The organism is Shewanella sp. VB17 (assembly GCF_013248905.1).
Classification (GTDB): Bacteria; Pseudomonadota; Gammaproteobacteria; order Enterobacterales; family Shewanellaceae; genus Shewanella.
In genome coordinates this window covers 4,107,331-4,125,125 of record NZ_JABRVS010000001.1, presented here as the reverse complement: position 1 = coordinate 4,125,125, position 17,795 = coordinate 4,107,331, and the positions used below count along the sequence as shown (strand labels likewise).

Sequence of the window (17,795 nt, the reverse complement as noted above, 5' to 3'; positions counted from 1 at the left end):
GCGAAGAATGATGAGATGGATTGAAGCGACTGATCAAGATATGAAATGGTTTTATATTTTTAAATCATACGACTTTCCTAAAAAAGTATTCTTGGAATATATGGCTTTTTCGGGCAATTCATGTAAGTTGAGGTGTTTTTCTTATTTGGAAGAGCAGACTATTCCAGATAGGTGGAAAAATAAGGAGTATAATGCTGTCGGTTTTGTTGTAGATATACTGCATATTAATGAGGAGCCTTCAATAGGGGAAAAGTATACAGGCATCTGTAATATTGAAATATCTGGTGCTATACCAAATGTTAAAATAGAAATTAAAGATGATGACCAAAAAAAAATCATAATTGCGAGTGCAAAAAACATTTGTATATCTAGTATCGAGGGAATCTGTGTTGATGTTTAAGTGTACTAGATAACTAATGTTGGATTGTAGTGATGAAATTTCATCTTGTTTAGCTAAGGCTGGTTGGTCTGCTGAGCGTGCTGTAACTTTACCTGATGCATATCTGAAATATGATCTTCCAACAGCTGTTAAAAATGTTTTGATAAATCTATATGGTCTAACATTAGAAAGTAAGACTGGAATGATGCGCTATTTAAACATAAGTGAAAAGTATTTGAGTCATTTTGATGAACTTGTAGAGGAGTTTCAAGAGGATATTGGACTTGATTTACAATTCTATCCGTTGGGAGAAATGTCAGAATATGGTGGTTATTTAATGCTAGACCATAAGGCAAGGTTCTTTTTTGCTGATTCAAATCTTATATACTATGGAGAAAACATATTTGATTTTGTAGATATTGTTGTTTTAAAAAATCGCTCGGGAATAGCGATAGATTTCCCCGATTCAATCCCAAACATTGATCTTTCATATATAGAAAGTGGCTATAGAAGAACTTATTACTGCAATTCAGAGGAAGAAACAGAATGGGTTTTTCATAAGGATGAAGGGCTGGTTAAAATCTAGCTAAATAATTAAAGCACTCATAATAATGATTTCTAAGAACATAAAATTATTAAAAAAATCTGGTTGGTCAAGTGATAGAAAAGTATCTCTTCCTCAGTATTTAAGCGACAAAGATCTGCCCGAGAAGGTAAAAGCGGTTATACAAAATTTAAATGGGCTAACTATAAGATGTAATGATCAAGATTACAGTCGAAAATTTATCGTTCATCAAGCATATCTAGATGATTTTGATGATGATATAGAAGATACTGGTTTAGAATTAGACTTTTATCCAATTGGGCATATGAATGAGTATTCTGGTGTTATTGTCATAGATCAATATGGACGATTTTATCATGCTGGGGATGAATTAAGCTTTTTAGGAGATAATCTTGAAGAGTTTATTGATGCCGTTTGCTTTAATGAGCGTCGCTGTTGGTTAATTATTGGGGACAATTGTGAAACTTATTATGGATACAAGAATAAAAAAACGGGTTATAAATTTGATAAGGTGAAAGGTTGGCTAGGTAATTCAGAGTTTTTGTCTTGGAATTATGTGAAAGAAAACAATTAAGATAGTAAAATTAATGGGTAAATTATTTAAAAAAATTATCAAGACACCAGTGAATTAAATTATCAAGACACCTAAGATAGTGGATTAAGCATCGGCTCATCGAGGTACGCAAACCCGGTGGCAGCCACAGCCGTTACCGCTACGATGTGTACGGCCGCCGCATCAACAAAACCGTCACCGACAAACGCGGCCACAGCACCGACTTTATCTGGCAAGGCGATAAGCTATTAACAGAGTCTGAGGTCAGAGAAAATTATCAAGACACCCACAATTAAAGGTGGTCACAGCTACCACCTTTGACTTACCTATGAACAAGGCGACATCGTCTGGTCGGTCAGTTACCAAGCTTATGGTAACGTCGCGTTGCAAACGGTCAATGAAGTTGATAATCCGCTGCGTTTTCAAGGCCAATACTTTGACCATGAGACGGGATGACCATTCGTTGGGTAAAGAGTCTACAGGCACCGTTATTACAGCCCCAACACAGGCCGATTTATCACACCCGATCCGATAGGGCTTGCAGGCGGACTGAATAACTATCAATATGTGAAGAACCCAACGGGGTGGGTGGATCCGTTAGGGCTGATGCAGTGTGAGGTTGAGTGTCCGGGGAGTGGGAAGGGGCAAAAAGAGAAAATAGTTCCAAACAAGTTTATTACTTCTCCAACTATCATCAATACTGATGGTTTAGCTGAACAAGTATCACACTTAACTGACATGGTTCCAGGTATGAGCAATAAACAAGCTACAGCATTACTAGAAGCAGCGTTTGATCCCAGAAAGCCTGTAGAAGTTGTGCTTGGTGGAAGTCGAGTAAAAAGTTTCTTCGGTAAAGGCGAATTTAGATTAGATAGTGATTTAGATATTGGCTTCAATGTAAAGATGAAAAACAGCCAAATAGATAGAATATTAAATTCTTTCGATGAAGCTGGGGAGCTTATGTCTGAAAGAGGAATTAAAATATTTTCTGGTAATAAACCACCTAGTGGTAAAATTGATTCACCACAAGAATTCTTCCAACGTTCAGGGATACGAGATTTTCCACCTTCAAGAGCAGGAGAGCCATTTGGGCCATCTGGGTATATTTCTCTAAAGCCAGATGGCACTATTACGCTTGTTCCACCTGGAATGTAAGGAATTAGAATGAAGATAACAAACGATAATATAAATGATTTCTTTGTTAAGGTTAACGAAGTAGGGTTTGGAAAACCCATTTCTGAAGATGAATCAATTAGATATTCTTTATATGTAAGTTTTGAAAGTATCTTAGAAAGATTCTCAGAATACTTTAATGATTTTATGGAAAGAGAAGCAGATGACCCCGATCCTGACGAATATTTAAATGGAGTTTATCTAAGAATTAAAAATGCAGGATTTCCAGAGTTGAAAAAAATTTTAGATACTGATTTAGAGTTGTTTTGCCAGCTAATAACTGAAGAGCTTAGTTCAGAGTTTCTTGGCTACATATTAAAATCAGATGAAAAGCTTGAAAAAAAATCAATCTTCGTTGTTCAATCTTTAAATAGCTTAAAAGTTAATGGGCAGCAAGTATTCTGTGAGGGGATTGGTTATCAAATCAGTAGATAATCTATCGAACAAGTAAATTATCAACAAAAAAAAACCAAAAACAACCCAAAAATAACCAAGACATCCACAATTAAAGGTGGTCACAGCGACCACCTTTAGCTCCCTATCCCGCTATCAACAAAATTATCAAGACATATATGGACGCTCCCGGTTAGTCAAGGTAATACTCATCTAGCCAAGGTGTTTTTTACCTTGGTTTCTCTGTTAGCTATGGCCTCTCGTTATGTGTGTATTGACGGACTCTTTTCGCTTTAAGCGATAGTGCTGACCTTCTTGTTACAGTAAGAGGCGGGCTTAACACGTTCTCTTTTTAGAGAAAATGCGCCCCTGATGAATTCCGTACCTACACACCCAAAAATAAAATACACCCAGTCGGGTTATTTACCCTTGTCTCTAACGGGTTTATGCAGGATGAACTGAGTCTTTTGTCATCAATTTAACCACTTCTCTAAGAGGTGACTATCAAGTGCTCACTACACCCAGTCGGGCTCAGTACAGGCCCTTGTCTTGAACGAGCTTTGCTTGATAGTCGATACCGTTAACATTATCGGACGCACAATATTATCTCTGCCGTTTGGCCGATTTGTGCTTGATAACGTGTTTGTTTTTTCAATAATATCCACATCAACCTTGCCAGTTTATGTGCTGTCGCTACTGCGGTCTTATTAAAGCCTATTCGCGCTTTTAATTGGGTTATCCATTGGTTGAGTGCATCATCTTTTTTGTGTGCATGACTGACAACAGTTCTCGCCCCATGGATGAGTTGTTTCCGTAAATAGCTGTCACCACGCTTAGTAATACCATAAATCTGGCTTTTATTTCCTGAGGCATATTGCCTCGGTGTTAGCCCAAGCCAGACAGCGAGTTCTTTAGGGCCATTAAAAGCCTGGCCTTTGTCGATACAAGCTTCAAAAGCGGAGGCTATTACATGACCAATACCCGGTATGCTGAGCAGTATCTGTCCTGTTTCGGTTTGCTCTACCTTCTGTTTTATCAACTTATTGAGGTCTTTGAGTTGCTTAGTTATTTGCAAGTATTCATCATAAACTTGGTTGAGGAGATATCTGAGTAAAGGTCTCTGCTCACTGTCATTGATAATATCCCAGATGTTTTGTTCAAAAGCGGTAAAACCTTGTGGGAAAACAAAGCCAAAATCAACCAATAACCCTCGAATTTGATTGGTACAAGCGATACGCTGTTTGATTAACCGGTCTCTTATTCGGTGCATCATCAAGACCTCTTGCTGGGCCTCTGACTTAATTGGCACAAAACGAATATTAGGTCTTGAACTTGCTTCAAAGATAGCTAATGCATCGTTACTGTCATTTTTATTCCCGCGAACAAATGGGGTAACATGTTGAGCGGGTATCAACTTAACGTTATGACCAAATTGTAAACCGACACGGCCCCAATAGTGGGATGAATAACAGGCCTCCATAACCACAGTACAAGCAGGCGTGTTGCATAGCAGCTCTTTAAGCTGATTTCTGTTCAGCCGTTTGTTATAGACTTTTTTAGCATCTGCAGTCATTCCAAGTACTTGGAATACATTCTTTGCAAGATCAATCGCAATAGTGGTAACTTTCATAGTGGACGCTCCTTATGTAACTGAATGGTCAATATCAGTTTGGCGCATTGACGCCGAATTAGGGAGCGTCCATCTCATCACCCAAGATAGTGGATTAATTGGCACTTTCCGTTTATGACACAATTATGGATGTCTTGGTTATACCGTTTAGCAAAATGGTTAAGACAGTCCATAAGGCTTATGGACATATTATAACCACAAGGATATGTTAAAAATATTATGGGTGTTCACTTAGTGTAATTGCAGCGTCTATGTGACAATAACACTAAAGGCTATCAAAATTAATAGCTCACTTTTTACTTTATTCAGAGATATTGCAGGTGTTATTAAAGGAGGAGGGGGTATCTTATTTAAACTTATGGGTGATGGAATTGTTAACTATGTTCAATAAGGCTGTTAGTCTTTCACACATATAAAAAGGAAGTTTTATGAACGATATTGTTAATATTGACGTAGCTGATGGGGACCCAGAAGTTGTCATCATGGGAGATGGCAATGCTGCATCACAAATTAGTTTCCAACTAGCCCAAGATTTTTACAATGAAATTACGGGTAAATCTGAAAAATTAAAGGAGCGCGAGAATGACTCTTTTGTTCTTACATTGAGCAACATTGAGCAGCTGCATCACCGTGTATATCAATTTACTGAGCAGTACAATATTTGTTCATCAAATGAGATTTATTCAGTTAAATACGTAGATGATTCCTCAGAAAGGTATAGTTCACTCGATAGGCTAAAGCTACATGCAGAATGCAAAGGAAGTGCCGTAGAATCTATTAATATTCAATATAATCTCTTAATAATTTTGCCAAAAACTCAACGTCCTCAAGAGTACAAAAGTAGCGTAACCCTTGTCTCTAGAATTGCAAAGATTGAGGGAATTAAAGAAGAGCTTGGCCCAATGGGAAGTGACATTCCTCTATATCAATTCGAGCGAATGAAGACTGCCGTATTCTCAATTGATTATATAGATGTTGGTGTGGCCAATGCACTAATGAGCGTATTAAAAGGTTGGTATAATGGGCTCGAAAAAAATAATACTAATAATTTTTTGAAGCTTTCTAGGGAGTTGTCTCATTACTTTCCTAAATTGTTCAAATATTCATTTTTAGGACTTACAAGCTATTATTCTTACGTACTTTCTAACCATTTTGTCGTAGACGGGGCAATGGACCTGCGACCAATATGTGTATTTATTTTATCTTCACTTCTTGTTTCTTTTTTATCATATAAAACGGGCCATTTTCTTGGGCGTAAAGCAGAAGTAAGCCTAGATAGAATCTATGAACAGTCCTATATACACTTTTCTGGTGCCGACGAGAATTTTGTTAAAAATTCATCATTGAAAAATAGAAAAAATTTATATTTATTCTTGGGTTCAACGACATTAACTATAATCTTGGGTGCATGTGGTTCACTAATTGCCTCAGGCATCATCGCAGGCTAAGAAGTTCACTTACCTCCGGCAAAGCCGGAGGCTTATTTAGGTGACGCCCTAAAGAACAAAATTATCAAGACACCCAAGATAGTGGATTAAGCATCGGCTCATAGAAAATTATCAAGACATCACCCAAGATAGTGGACATAAATTACCAAGACATTCATCATTAAAGGTGGTCACAGCTACCACCTTTAACTTACCTATGAGCAAGGCGACATCGTCTAGTCGGTGAGTTACCAAGCTTACGACGACGTGGCGCTGAAAATTGTCAGTGAAGTCGATAATCCGCTGCGTTTTCAAGGCGAAAATTAATTATCAGACCCAGTGCGCCGAGATCAATCGGTAGAAGATTGGAGGTGGCCATTTTAGCACTTCCATGTGCTCCATGGCATTAATACTTCCAGTATGTCTTATGTGGTCGTGTGTGTTAGCTAAATAGTGCTGTGCACGACGAAAAATATCTATTGTAAATAGCATGAATGTCAATGATGACAATGACTGATTATTTGTGTTTTAGGTGTTTTTTTAAGCGAACGTTCTCACATTCGACCATGGTTCCGTTTAATCAATGGCTTTTGGGCTATAATGAGAGCTATAAAAATAACTATCTGATTTAACTTCGCAAATATTCAGGGGCCCAGTGTCTAAAATTCGCATTAAGCAGGAAGAATCTCTCTCAATCAAATTTATTCACCAGATGACAGTGGGGGATAATAGGCGCCTTGATCTTTACTTTTTCTTGCCTAAAGAGATGGGGATAGATTCTAATAGTCTTAACGAGGAAGAGTATTATTATTCTGCGATCACTGGGCGTCGTTCTTATTATTCAGCTGGTTTACACCTTCCTTTAGTGCAGAGTCGTTTTGCGAGTCAGAAAAAGCGTACGGTTGAGGAGTTTAGGCTCTATCTGAATCTTTTTGCTTACCAATTTGCTGTCGCTATTGAAACAGACAGCAAGGAGCTTAGCCAGATTGAAGGACCTACAGAGTTTTTTAAAGCCCTTACTGAGTTGAGTGAATTGGTTGCGCAACTTTTAAAAAAGTTTCGTCGTAATGAGCCAAGTGATCCTAAGTGGAAGTCTTATTTTGAAAATGCTGACAATTATCTCTCCTGGTTTTGTGAACAGCAATTACTTAAATTACTGTCACGAGCGCCCAGAGGCAGTGAGTATAGTGAGATGTTGGATGCTGTCGTTGCTCAGTGCCGTGCAGAGGCTCAACATCGCGACTCGAGACGATATAATTCATCACAAACTCAAGATGATCCTAATCGTATCTCTAATAAAATGCTGTTATTAAGGCGATTAATTCAGCAAGGTGTAGTGTTAAAAGATGAGATTAAGACTTTAGGTACCGGCCTTAAAAAAATGACAACGGGTTTTGCTACTGCCATGGTGATGCTTGTTGTCTCAGCGTTAATTATTAAGGCTCAAGGTGTGTTCAGTGGTTTAACGATAGCACTCGTATTAACCTTGGCGGTGATTTATGGATTTCGTGAGATTTTTAAAGAAGATATACGTAATGCATTATGGCGTATCATTCAAAAGGGACGACCCAAGTGGAGTCGAACTCTAAGGGATACGACAAGTCAAACGGCTATTGCTAGGCAGTTAGTTTGGTTAGATTTTATCAAGCCTTCTGAACTGCCTCATACTGTCTCTGATATACTACAGAGGCGTCATACTCAGAATAAACTCGATGCTGAAGTACTGCACTATGGGCTCCATACTCGCGTGACTCAAAAAGAGTTTTTAACAGGCTACACATTAATTCAAGAGCAAGTTAACTTCAGTTTAGCGCCATTTGCTCGTTATTTAGAACGGGGCAGGGCTAAAATTTATAAAGAACAAGAGGGCAAGATCAGTAATGATTCTGTTGAGCGCCGTTATCAGATTAATATGATTTTGGCGCTTAAAGATGGGAAAGAAGAGGTGCAGTATGCTAGATACAAAATCACCATGAGCCGTTCTACTATTGTGGATATTAGTCAAAGTGATCTTCCTGATGGGATCACTGTCATAGACTAATCTACAATAACCGCGTTAGTGTTTTCGTATTGCTTTTTAAATTTCCTATGTTTGCCTAGTGAATGCTTGGCAGATCATTTGTTCACCGGTTTGCTTTGCTCGTTTAAGGGCGACTTCAGCATTGCTGAAGTATTCCTCTAACGTTTGTCCTGTTTGATAAGCAGCAATACCCATACATATTCCCTCATTCAAGCCAATATCCTTTAAATTACTCATTGATTTTATTGCGAAGTGATGCGCTTCATCTGCATTTGTACTTGGTAATATTATGATTAATTTACCTAACTGCCAATGGGACATCTGATATCCAATCGGCAGATCATGTAAGATTTGAAGCTCAACTTCTTTCTGCCTATTTTCAAGTTGACTGCTATCACTCATGTGACTCAGCATGTTCTCTGCTGTAATGTCTATTAGTATTAAACTCGATGTTTCTCTATTGGTAGAAGAAAGTGACTTAAAGTAGCTTTCTAAGTCCCTAGGATTGACTAATACCGTTGTGCGGTGCGGTACCATATTACTACGCTTTAAAGGGGATTCTTTTTGAACAGCTTGTTCAAAGGTGCAAACGATATATTCAATTTCACCAGAGGTGTCAAGATACCCCTTAAGGGTTGCTTGAAGGCAGCTGCTGGTAATATGATTTTGTGAACACAGTACCTGTCCTTTCCAAGTACCCTGAAGAATGATCTGTTGCAATATTTGATGCCATTTATTGCCTAAGTCGTGATCTAAAATATCGGTTAGGCATTGAGTCGTGCCTTGTTGTATTTGAAAATGTTCCTCAAAAGCTTGATTAGTGCGCACCAGCTTACCATCGGCATGAATAAGTGCTGTTGCTACTGCGCTACCATTAAGCATATGGTTAATATAAGCATCATTTTTAGCACTATTTAGTTCGCTGACATCTTCAAAAGTGATTAATAAGTATTGTTTCGTTTTTACTGAATTATGTTGAGTTTTGATGTGAGCGGTTAATTGTGCCTGATTATCAGTTCCTGAGTTAAACTCACCTTTCCATTCACCATGTTGCAAAACATGCAGTATGATATCTGTATATTCATCATTTTCGAGGTGTAAAAGTCTTTGTAAACTGCGATCGAGCAGTTCATCTTTAGGTAAGCCTAATTGTTTAGCTGCTTTCTTGTTTGCTGAGACAACACGACTATTGTCATTGACGATGATACAACCGACATTCCGATGAAATAAGCGACTAGCGAGTTCGATACTGTATTTATGGGATCCTTGTTCTAGCCTGTAAAGGTGACTGATAAATATAAGTAAAGAGGCTAGGATGGTTAAAATCAATGCGCCTATGATAAGTATGCTTCGCCATTGATAAAAGTGTGTTGCAATTTCATTGTTAAGTATGTATGAAACAAGTAAGTATTCTCGACGAGTTTCGTATTGGGTGGTTAATTCGACCTTAAGATAGACGAATGTTGCGTTGTCTCCATGAAACTGGCCGAAGTTACTGGTTGCCATTTTTCGCCAAAGTGCGGGATAACTTTGTCTTAGGCTTCCTCCTATTGTGTCCGGCACTCTTTGTAATGAAGTACGAGATTCAGCTCCTGCATAAAGGAGCCCCTGTGTATCAAACATAAGTAGAGGAGATGGATTGCTAGAATAAGCTGGTTTTATATTTTTTAATATTTCTGACATTGAATGGTAAGTAACCAGATATCCTCTGATGCTTTGATCTGGATTTTCAAGCCAAGCGAGTTGATACATGTAAGGCTGTAGTTTGCCGTTTATTGGACTAAATTCGAGTGGCGATGTGTAGATTTCGTTGCCTCCCATATTACGTGAGGCACCGAGTAGTGCAGGGGGAAGAGGCTTATGGCCAAAGTTATCGCTGGTGGCAAATTTAAAATGTCCCTGAGGATCGAATAATGCCATATCAAGGAGTTCTGGTATATTATCTTTGATAATTTTCCAGTTTTGTTTCAACTTTTCTTCTCTTTCCGTGCTAGGGACATTGAGATAGCGTTTAAGTAATTCCGATTTAGCAAATACCTGAGTACTAAATTGCTGAAATGCCACTTTATCTGCAATTACGGTTCCAACAGTCTGAAGTTCACTGTATCTCTGAGTTGCCCAGTCTTCTTGCAGTCGACGTTCTCCTAAGGTAATGATGACATTACTGAGGAATATAACACTGAGAACTAATAGGCATATCTGAACAGCAAGCGCCAGCAAGCGCTGGTGAGACCAATGGATCCCTTGAGCTGAAATGAGAAGAGGTTGTTTTCGCGTCGGCATCTAAGTTTTAAGTTGTTTGTTTGAGCGACATATTAACACAAATTTACTATACAAACAGTGTCAGTTAAATTGATACAACCTAATGATAATTAGCATAATTATTATGCTAACTGGTTATTTTTCTGGCTCGTTTATTTTATTTTTGAGTTGTTTTTTGTTTGTTTTATGCTGTATTTAGGTTGTGTAAATGTTTATAAATATTCGTTATTCTTTAAAAGTGGATGTTTAACGAGGTAGTGAGCTTTTATCTTTTGGTTGCCACCACCATTGATATAAACTTTGTAGTACTTTGATTAACCATGACAATAACTGTTTAGTATCATCGAGTATGATGTAGAGTAGTGGTATCAATACTAAGGTTACGACAGTAGAGAACAAAATACCGAATGCGAGTGAGGTTGCCATAGGAATAACAATTTGAGCTTGTAAGCTTGTTTCTAAAAGAATAGGAATAAGTCCAACAAACGTCGTTAATGACGTTAAAATAATCGCACGGAAACGATAGCAACCAGAGTCAATAACTGCTTGTGCTATTGACATGCCTTTGGCGCGAGCTTGGTTGACAAAGTCGACTAAAATGAGCGAATCATTTACGACAACTCCAGCGAGTGCAATAATACCGCATAAGCTGAGAATATTGAGAGCTAGACCCAGAATCAAATGACCAAAGATTGCACCAATGATACCAAATGGGATCACTGCCATGATGATTAATGGTTGGCTATAAGATTTTAATGGTATGGCCATTAAGGCGTAAATGGCAAATAGTGCGAATAAGAAACCTTGTATCAAGCTAATTAATGCACTTTGTTCATCCGCACTTCCCCCATCTAAACTTGTTGAAATTTCAGGATACTGACTTTCTAAATAGGGAATAAATTGTTCCTGAATTTCAGTGACGATTTTAGAAGGCTCTATTTTATCTTTGTCTGCATTGGCGATGATCGAAATGGCTCGACGCCCGTCAACACGGGTGATTGATGAATAAGAATCACCGAGTTCAATTTCAGCGACTGCAGAAAAAGGAACAGATATACCATTTGGTGTGCGGATCATCATATTTTCAAGGTGGCCAACAGAGCGGCGTTGATCGAGAGGATAGCGAACCATGACTTTTATTTCTTCTTTATTACGCAATATCCTTTGAGCTTCGAAGCCGTAGAAGCCATAGCGAACTTGACTTGCCAGATCTGATAAGCTTAATCCTTGTGCTTCAGCTTCGGGTTTAATAGTAAGGCGGATCTCTTGGCTTCCTGATGAATCATTGTCGGAAATATCATCGATGCCTTCATAGGTTTTTAGTTTATGCTTGAGTTCTGATGAGGCCTGTGCAAGCTGTTCTAGATTATTTGAGGACAGCCTAAATGAGATATCACCGCCTGCATCATTGGTGCTGGCATCGATGCTTAATTTTTTAACCGATAGAAATTCAGGAAAAGATTCACGCCAGACACTGGCGATTTTAATACCATCGACATCACGATCTTCGCCTTTTGTTAGCTCTGCAAGGATAAAGGCAGAAGTGCGTGATTTCATATCAATAAAGCTGTGCTTAACGACTGAATATCCCATTTCGTCGGTTATTTTTTGATCCATAGAATAAAGGGCATCTTCAATATCTTTAACGACTTTTAAAGTATTTTCTTCTGAACTCCCCGTTTCCATTTCCAAATGAACTTGAATAAAATCTGAAGGTAGATCTGGAAAGAAAACCCAGCGTACTGTCCCACTCATTACAAGCGCGAGAGATAAAATAAGTCCTCCAATAAATACGGCTACAACGCTATACCTGTGTTGAATGCAAGTAGTTAAAAATTGGCGGTATTGATGATGGATAAAATGCTGAATATGATTGTTGAAATTACGTTTTAACTGGCCAAGTTTATTTGGGTTTTTCAGGTTTTTTTTGGGTTTCATATGCGCTAAATGAGCAGGTAAGATTAACTTTGATTCTACCAAAGAGAAGGCTAAACAGAGGATAACTATCATGCCAATGGATTTCCAAATGATTCCTTGAGGGCCAGAGACCATTAACATGGGTATAAAGGCGGCTATTGTTGTTAACACACCGAAGGTAGCTGGCATAGCGACTCTTTTTGCCCCTTTAATCACATTATCTAAAGAGTGACCGTGTAACTCGGTTTCAGTGTATGCACTTTCTCCTATGACAATGGCGTCATCGACGACGATGCCCAGTACTAAAATGAAGGCGAATAGGGTTAATAGATTAATCGACATAGAAAAAGGCTCAATGGGCATTAATAGCGCTGTCCCTAAAAAACACACTGGCAGTCCCATCATAACCCAGAAGGCGAGCTTAATATCGAGGAATAGCGCGAGAATGATAAACACCAAAATAGCGCCATAGAACATGTTTGATAGCATCATGTTCAATCGACCTTTGAGGTAATGGGTGAGATCTCCCCAAGTATCAATTTGTACTGTTGCAGGAAGAGTGGTGCGGCGTTGCGCGATGTAATTATTGACTTCAGCAGAAATATCCAGTGCATTTTGATCGTCAATACTGCTGACTTCTATCATCGCAGCGGGTTTACCGTTAAAGCGGGTATATTCTAGTCTTTCCTCAAAGTCATCTTTAATTGTGGCGACTTGTGGCAACATCACTCTGCTACCGTCTGGACGAGTAGACACCAGAATATTAGCAAAATCGTCCCCTGTGTATGCCTGACCTTTGGTTCGTAGTAGTATGTCCCCATCTTGTGCTCTAATTGTTCCACCAGGGAGATCGATAGAAGAATTCTGAACCGCTTGAGCTACTTGAGAAAAACTGAGACCATATTCTCTAAGTTTATCTTCAGAGACTTCAATGCCTATTTCGTAATCACGTACACCTGTGACTTTGGCTCGGGTAACAGAAGGAAGAGAGGTAATGCCTTCTCGAATACTTTTCGCTAGCTCTTTCATTTCATGTAAATCAAGATTGCCATAAACTGACACCCAAATAACATTATTTTCCGGCTTAATACGGAAGATATTAGGTTTTTCGATATTATCTGGAAAGGTGGCAATGGCATCCAATCTGAGCTTGATTTCATCTAAAATATCTTGTGCTTCAAAGTTGTCTTGTACTTCAATAGTGACTTCACCTACTCCTTCACTGGCGACTGAAGTTATCTTTTTTATGCCATCAACATCGCGAATAGACTCCTCAATTTTTATGTTTATCCCCTCTTCAATTTCTTGAGGTGCAGCGCCTGGATAAGCAACAGTTATTTGTAAGTAGTTTAATTCAAAGGATGGAAAAATTTCTTTATTAATAACAAAAAAGCTGCTGAATAATCCTCCTAAAATAAGGAAGGCCATAAGTAAATTTGCCGCAACTGTATTGTTGGCAAACCACGCCATTATTCCTTTTTGTTGTTCCATTATTGAACATCCATAGTGGCTGTATTTTGCTCTGATTTTATTTCATCTTCATTGATTTTAATGCTGTTTTCACTGACTTTACTTAAGATTGTGACTTGTTGGCCAGAGGTCATATTTGCCAGCTTTGTTAGTGAGATACGTTCACCATCTTGTAAGCTATCTTTAATGTAAACATTGTTTATATCGGTTCTAATAATATTGACCTCACGTAGTTCAATAGTATTACTGTTAGATACCACAGCGACATGACCATTATGGACAATATGACGTGGAAGTTTCACAATGCCACTGACCGTACGCCCCTTGATCACTGCGGTGACAAAACTGCCATATTTGAGAGGGAGTTGCCCTTTTTTCTTCATCTTTTTTAGGTACGGATCATTAATTTCTGCGACCAGATAGACCATACGATTTTCGGTATCTATTACCCCTTCACTGCGAACGATATTGCCTGTCCATGTCATCTCTTTTCCTGCAAGAGAGGCACTAAAGGTGACTTGAGTATCAGGTTTATCTACTGACTCCAAGTAAGCAAGGTCATTATTGGCAAGGGGTAAACGGACTTCAGCAATACGGGTATCGTAGAGCTCTCCTAAGTTAGTGCCAAGTGCGACATATTGGCCTAAATCGACATTTCTAATTTTTATAATCCCTTCAAAAGGAGCGCTAATAATTGTTCTTTCTAGGTTTCGCTGAGCACGAGCCATTGCTGCTTCAGCAAACTTTACGTTAGCTTGTTCTTTTTTTAATTGAGGTAAACGTAATCCCAGCTCTGGTGGTAGGCCTAGGTCATAACCTTTCCAATCATTTTTAGCGACCTCACCACGAGCGACTTCTTCTTCGAGCGCTGCTTTTGCTTGAGCTAAAGTTGCTTGAGCCTGACTGAGATCTGCTTCATAGTCCGATGGTTCAATGACAGCCAGCTTTTCGCCTTTTTTAACGACACCACCGGCGACAAAATTTGGAGAAATAATCAGCAACCTTCCTTTTACTTCGGTAACCAGTTGGGTTTTATTCTTAGGAGTGACGACACCATAGGAAGGAAGGTTTAAAGAGACTGTTTTTAGTTCAGCTTTAATGACATCTACGATAGGCACTAATTTTGTTTCATCTTTTTGCTCTGGCTCTTTTTTAGTGTTAATGAGAAGCCAAGCAGCAATACTGAAAAAAACCAGAATATAGAGGGGAGCTAACCTTCTGAGTATTATTGTTATCATGATTATTCTGCTCGATGTTAAAATTTTGATCTCCGGTTAACTTAACAGAGTAGAGGGGTTTGATAAAATTTTTTTACGTCTAAAATGATTTAAGTGTGTTGTTGCTAAAAAATGACCTTTATTTGGTCATTTTTTAGCAAAAAAAAGCCGCTATCAGCGGCTATTAGAAATAGAGTTAAATTTTAAGTCGATTTACTTTTTCTTTTTTTTGTTTTTTTTGCTAAAGGTCTTGTCAGTCGGTTTAACTTTGTTCTTTCCTGGTGGTTTCGCTTCCTTGTTCTTAGGCCTAAGATCTTTAATAAAACGACGCTTAAGTGGTTGGTCCAAATAACGCTCAATTTTACCCACAACGCGAATGTCATGTGCTTCGACAAGAGAAATGGCGGTGCCCTTAGCACCAGCACGACCTGTACGGCCTATGCGGTGGACATAAGTATCAGCAGACCTTGGCATATCAAAATTAATCACATGAGTGATGTTTTCGACATCGATTCCACGTGCAGCAACATCCGTCGCAAGTAATACGTTGACCTCTCCTTTGCTGAAACGACCAAGAGCTTGAAAGCGTTGTTTTTGTTCCATATCACCACGCATAAAGCTACAGGTAATGCCTGCTTTTTGGAGTAGCCCATCTAGACTTGCTACAGATTCACGAGTTTTAACGAACACGATGGCTCGCTTAGTATCTTCTTGTTGTAGAATGCTGCATAAGAGCTTAAATTTATGCTCTTTATCATCGGCAATATGGATCCATTGGTGAATTTTAGCTTTCTCACTACGAGGTGCTTCAGCTTCAACTTTTGCAGGATCTGTAAGCAGTTGATGAGAGAAACGGCCTACATCGCTGCCTTCTAATGTCGCAGAAAAAAGCATGGTTTGTTTACGGCCAACAGATTCAATTGCGATGGTTTCAACAGCAGCTGAGAAGCCCATGTCGAGCATTCTATCTGCTTCATCTATTACCAGTATTTCCACTTCTTCTGCGTTAAATAACCCTTTATCTAGATACTCCATTAAGCGACCAGGGGTTGCCACAAGAATATCAACATTACCTTTTAATGCTTCCTCCTGTGGGCCATAAGGGACTCCGCCGGTAATAATGACGGTGTTGAGATCTAACTCATAAGCCAGATGAGAGGCATACCTGTGTATTTGGCTGGCTAATTCACGGGTTGGTGTAAGAATAACGACGCGTGCTTGACCTGAAAATCGGCGTGGAAAGTCAATAATATGTTGAAGAGCTGGTAATAAGAAGCTGGCGGTTTTTCCTGTTCCTGTCGGTGCTCGTGCAAGAATATCCCGCTGATCCATGGCCAATGGGATCGCTTGTTGTTGTATAGTCGTAGGCTTAAGGTGGCCCATGGCTTTCAATGACGCTAATAATATAGGGTCAAGCAGGAAGTCTTCAAATTGCATGTGCAGCTCTCAATAAATAATAGCGCCACATTATAAAGGTTAATCGAACTAACTTAAATCATTAGTATTGAAAATATCCATTTAAAATAAAAAATCATTCAATTTGTTTTGATACGATACAACATTGTGGTTTTTTGATGTCTCCAAATTGCATGATTCCACCTTCATTGATTGAGCGTACCTTTTTAATCGCATCGTATTTCTTGGTTGTAAAATATTGAATGAGGCCATCATGGATTATTTTGTGCTATACAAAATAAGACATTTCCCATATCCATCAAAGGTTGGAATGCCGTTCATGCGGCATGAATTAAGGCGCTTGAACTCTGTCACCTCTAGATACGCTGAATTCTGCATCTTGAGGTAGTTTGAGTATTTATAGGCAGTAAATGAGTTAATATTTTAGGTAAAAATCGGTTATAAGTGTGATCATTTCTTCTGTATAACGACCGTCTAGTTTTTTAATACAAAAATTAGTTTTGGTCTGTGATTGACTGCCAATCGCGCTATGTCTGAGAGTAAATAGATGACGATGAGGGGCTTTTAAATCTGAATCGCGAATGTCAGTCAATTGTTCTATGAATAAAGTTGAGCGGTCTAGTTCTTCCTTAAAAGGCGGCATGCTTTGAGAGGGTAAAATTAAACTTGCGGTACCTGTGGGGGTTAATAGTTGAGTGATTGCCTGCAGGAGCGAGTGAAAATTCAATGTATCCGTGTGCCTTGCTTGAGCTCTAAGTCGATCATTGGATTGGGTGCCGCCTTTAAAATAAGGGGGATTGCAGATAATGTGATCGAATTTAATGCTGGTATTAGCTTGATGAGTTGCGCTAAATTCTTGAACACTGGTATGTAGCAGATTAAATCTACTCTGCCATTTAGATGCGTTGAAATTTTGACTGCATGCGTTGACAGCAATACCGTCAAGTTCAATCGAAGTGAGGTCGGCTTCACTTCGCTGCGCCGCCATCAAACTGAGCAAGCCGCTGCCCGCACCTATGTCTAAAATATGTTTAGCTTGTGTCAATGGTGCCCATGCGCCAAGTAGTACTGCGTCAGTACTAACGGGCATACCGCAACCGTGATCGTTAATATGAAATTGTTTAAAGGTAAAGGCCATCAGGAAGATTTTTACAGATTTACATTAATGCGATGATACGTTAAAAAATCGACTACTGCGAATCAAAGAGATGTATTTTGGAGCAGTGGATTGGGTTGTTAGTTTATTGTTTACTTTTATTGTTTATTTTGAGGTTTTTGGTTTTCTTTTGAGGGTCATTGTTTTTGTTTGTGGCTTGTTTGTTTTCTTGAAGTGTTAATATGTGGTCTTTATGATACCTGGACTTGTAAGTTGG

At 38.8% G+C, this 17,795-nt stretch carries 13 protein-coding genes and 1 pseudogene; 8 read left to right on the top strand and 6 right to left on the bottom strand.

Features of this window, described 5'->3' with window-relative positions; translation table 11 throughout:
• Positions 1–7 precede the first annotated feature (7 nt).
• The 6 genes and pseudogenes from HQQ94_RS17840 (at position 8) to HQQ94_RS17815 (ending at position 3,105) form a co-directional block, all read left to right on the top strand.
• Positions 8–400, top strand: a complete 393-nt coding sequence (locus tag HQQ94_RS17840) for a hypothetical protein (protein ID WP_173295683.1) — start codon at positions 8–10, stop codon at positions 398–400.
• Positions 401–416: 16 nt separating this feature from the next.
• Positions 417–965, top strand: a complete 549-nt coding sequence (locus tag HQQ94_RS17835) for an SUKH-3 domain-containing protein (RefSeq protein WP_173295682.1) — start codon at positions 417–419, stop codon at positions 963–965.
• A 25-nt stretch (positions 966–990) separates the two neighbouring features.
• Positions 991–1,518, top strand: a complete 528-nt coding sequence (locus tag HQQ94_RS17830) for an SUKH-3 domain-containing protein (protein ID WP_173295681.1) — start codon at positions 991–993, stop codon at positions 1,516–1,518.
• Positions 1,519–1,601: 83 nt separating this feature from the next.
• Complete coding sequence (locus HQQ94_RS23135; RefSeq protein WP_173296707.1) at positions 1,602–1,793, top strand: RHS repeat domain-containing protein; 192 nt, start codon at positions 1,602–1,604, stop codon at positions 1,791–1,793.
• Positions 1,794–1,986: 193 nt separating this feature from the next.
• Positions 1,987–2,652: pseudogene (locus tag HQQ94_RS17820) on the top strand (RHS repeat-associated core domain-containing protein); the annotation flags it as partial.
• Between the two features lie 9 nt (positions 2,653–2,661).
• Positions 2,662–3,105, top strand: a complete 444-nt coding sequence (locus HQQ94_RS17815) for a hypothetical protein (protein ID WP_173295680.1) — start codon at positions 2,662–2,664, stop codon at positions 3,103–3,105.
• Positions 3,106–3,649: 544 nt separating this feature from the next.
• Here HQQ94_RS17815 and HQQ94_RS17810 read toward each other — a convergent pair.
• Positions 3,650–4,693 carry an IS110 family transposase gene (locus tag HQQ94_RS17810; RefSeq protein ID WP_173295679.1) on the bottom strand — a complete coding sequence of 348 codons (1,044 nt, stop codon included), beginning with the start codon at positions 4,691–4,693 and terminating at the stop codon, positions 3,650–3,652.
• Between the two features lie 428 nt (positions 4,694–5,121).
• Between HQQ94_RS17810 and HQQ94_RS17805 the strand changes: the two genes are divergently transcribed.
• Positions 5,122–6,141, top strand: a complete 1,020-nt coding sequence (locus HQQ94_RS17805) for a hypothetical protein (RefSeq protein ID WP_173295678.1) — start codon at positions 5,122–5,124, stop codon at positions 6,139–6,141.
• Positions 6,142–6,775: 634 nt separating this feature from the next.
• The gene (locus tag HQQ94_RS17800) at positions 6,776–8,161 is read left to right on the top strand and encodes a hypothetical protein (protein ID WP_173295677.1); all 1,386 of its coding nucleotides are present in this window, start codon (positions 6,776–6,778) and stop codon (positions 8,159–8,161) included.
• 45 nt (positions 8,162–8,206) lie between these two features.
• Here HQQ94_RS17800 and HQQ94_RS17795 read toward each other — a convergent pair whose 3' ends face one another.
• The 5 genes from HQQ94_RS17795 to HQQ94_RS17775 form a co-directional block, all read right to left on the bottom strand.
• Positions 8,207–10,423 (bottom strand): PAS domain-containing protein, encoded by a 2,217-nt coding sequence (locus HQQ94_RS17795; protein ID WP_173295676.1) that lies wholly within the window; start codon positions 10,421–10,423, stop codon positions 8,207–8,209.
• Positions 10,424–10,648: 225 nt separating this feature from the next.
• The gene (locus HQQ94_RS17790; RefSeq protein WP_173295675.1) at positions 10,649–13,810 is read right to left on the bottom strand and encodes an efflux RND transporter permease subunit; all 3,162 of its coding nucleotides are present in this window, start codon (positions 13,808–13,810) and stop codon (positions 10,649–10,651) included.
• Entirely contained in the window at positions 13,810–15,027 is a 1,218-nt protein-coding gene (locus tag HQQ94_RS17785; RefSeq protein ID WP_173295674.1) for an efflux RND transporter periplasmic adaptor subunit, read from the bottom strand. Before HQQ94_RS17785 ends, HQQ94_RS17790 begins: the two co-directional genes overlap by 1 nt.
• Positions 15,028–15,219: 192 nt before the next feature.
• Positions 15,220–16,443, bottom strand: coding sequence for an ATP-dependent RNA helicase SrmB (srmB, locus tag HQQ94_RS17780; RefSeq protein ID WP_173295673.1), 1,224 nt, complete (start codon positions 16,441–16,443; stop codon positions 15,220–15,222).
• 394 nt (positions 16,444–16,837) lie between these two features.
• Positions 16,838–17,560: a tRNA1(Val) (adenine(37)-N6)-methyltransferase gene (locus tag HQQ94_RS17775; RefSeq protein ID WP_173295672.1), complete on the bottom strand. Its 723-nt coding sequence runs from the start codon at positions 17,558–17,560 to the stop codon at positions 16,838–16,840.
• Positions 17,561–17,795: the final 235 nt, after the last annotated feature.

Coding starts and splice junctions, on each gene's coding strand:
- HQQ94_RS17785 (WP_173295674.1), bottom strand. CDS start 15,027: ATGATAACAATAATACTCAGAAGGTTAGCTCCCCTCTATATTCTGGTT.
- HQQ94_RS17835 (WP_173295682.1), top strand. CDS start 417: ATGTTGGATTGTAGTGATGAAATTTCATCTTGTTTAGCTAAGGCTGGT.
- HQQ94_RS17805 (WP_173295678.1), top strand. CDS start 5,122: ATGAACGATATTGTTAATATTGACGTAGCTGATGGGGACCCAGAAGTT.
- HQQ94_RS17840 (WP_173295683.1), top strand. CDS start 8: ATGATGAGATGGATTGAAGCGACTGATCAAGATATGAAATGGTTTTAT.
- HQQ94_RS17795 (WP_173295676.1), bottom strand. CDS start 10,423: ATGCCGACGCGAAAACAACCTCTTCTCATTTCAGCTCAAGGGATCCAT.
- HQQ94_RS17810 (WP_173295679.1), bottom strand. CDS start 4,693: ATGAAAGTTACCACTATTGCGATTGATCTTGCAAAGAATGTATTCCAA.
- HQQ94_RS17790 (WP_173295675.1), bottom strand. CDS start 13,810: ATGGAACAACAAAAAGGAATAATGGCGTGGTTTGCCAACAATACAGTT.
- HQQ94_RS17815 (WP_173295680.1), top strand. CDS start 2,662: ATGAAGATAACAAACGATAATATAAATGATTTCTTTGTTAAGGTTAAC.
- HQQ94_RS17830 (WP_173295681.1), top strand. CDS start 991: ATGATTTCTAAGAACATAAAATTATTAAAAAAATCTGGTTGGTCAAGT.
- HQQ94_RS17775 (WP_173295672.1), bottom strand. CDS start 17,560: ATGGCCTTTACCTTTAAACAATTTCATATTAACGATCACGGTTGCGGT.
- srmB (WP_173295673.1), bottom strand. CDS start 16,443: ATGCAATTTGAAGACTTCCTGCTTGACCCTATATTATTAGCGTCATTG.